The 910-nt window shown below is 29.6% G+C and carries 2 protein-coding genes; both read left to right on the forward strand.

Annotated features, from left to right (window positions below):
* Nucleotides 1-216: 216 nt before the first annotated feature.
* Nucleotides 217-696, forward strand: a complete 480-nt coding sequence (locus QGM60_RS18130; RefSeq protein WP_281141650.1) for a hypothetical protein — start codon at nucleotides 217-219, stop codon at nucleotides 694-696.
* A complete protein-coding gene (locus QGM60_RS18135) occupies nucleotides 686-892 on the forward strand; it encodes a helix-turn-helix transcriptional regulator (protein ID WP_281141651.1) in 207 nt (68 codons plus the stop codon). Before QGM60_RS18130 ends, QGM60_RS18135 begins: the two co-directional genes overlap by 11 nt.
* Nucleotides 893-910 lie beyond the last annotated feature (18 nt).

Here is a 910-nt window from a genome sequence, read left to right on the forward strand (position 1 = left end):
CAACGGTTTTGTGTAAGCGTCAGTAACGGGAAAGTACCCGATTACTTTCCGCTGACGCACTAAAGATAGCAAAAACGAGTTGAATTTTCGGTAGAAAATTCAGCCGTTATTGCGCTTACACGTTGTTGGCAGTAGTGTTTGTTTTACTAAATGTAAAGTTTGTTTGTCAAATAGAATTGTTTGTTTTACATTTGTATAAATTCAAATCCGTTTATTATGAAACTAAATTTTTTATTTCCGAATAAGTTTAAAAAAATTGGGTGGTTTATTCTCATTCCTTCCGCAATTATTGGTTTAATAACTCTTATCTATGAATATGAGCCAAGTTTTTTAGATTTTAATGTTCCTGCAATTTTTGTAGGTGAAATACTTTCTGATGGTAAAAAAACTTTCAGAATGGTTAATAATAATGTATTAAATGAAATTCTAGGTGTTTTGATTATTATCAGTTCATTATTAGTTGCTTTTTCAGAAGAAAAATCGGAAGATGAGTATATTTCTAAAATTAGATTAGAGTCTTTGGTTTGGGCTGTTTATTTCAATTTTGCCATTCTTTTATTATCATTTTTGTTCGTTTATGGTTTGTATTTTTTATGGGTTATGATATTTAATATGTTCACAGTCTTGCTGTTTTTCATAGTTAGATTTAATTGGCAAATTTCCAAACTAAAAAAATCAGCTTATTATGAAGAATAGTATTAAGGTCGAAAGAGCAAAAAAGAATATTACGCAAGCTGAATTAGCAAAATTGGCTAAAGTCAGTAGGCAAACAATAAATGCAATGGAATTAGGGAAATATGTTCCTTCAACAGTTTTAGCTTTGAGATTAGCTAAAATTTTTGAAATCGAAGTAAGCAAAATCTTCACTTTAGAAGACTCTGATTGGGATTAGTTCATATTACTGCCAACG

The organism is Winogradskyella sp. SYSU M77433 (assembly GCF_029911945.1).
In the GTDB taxonomy this organism is placed as follows: Bacteria; Bacteroidota; Bacteroidia; order Flavobacteriales; family Flavobacteriaceae; genus Winogradskyella.

Excerpts from the sequence above, each read along its gene's own strand:
- QGM60_RS18130 (WP_281141650.1), top strand. The coding sequence starts at position 217 with ATGAAACTAAATTTTTTATTTCCGAATAAGTTTAAAAAAATTGGGTGG.
- QGM60_RS18135 (WP_281141651.1), top strand. The coding sequence starts at position 686 with ATGAAGAATAGTATTAAGGTCGAAAGAGCAAAAAAGAATATTACGCAA.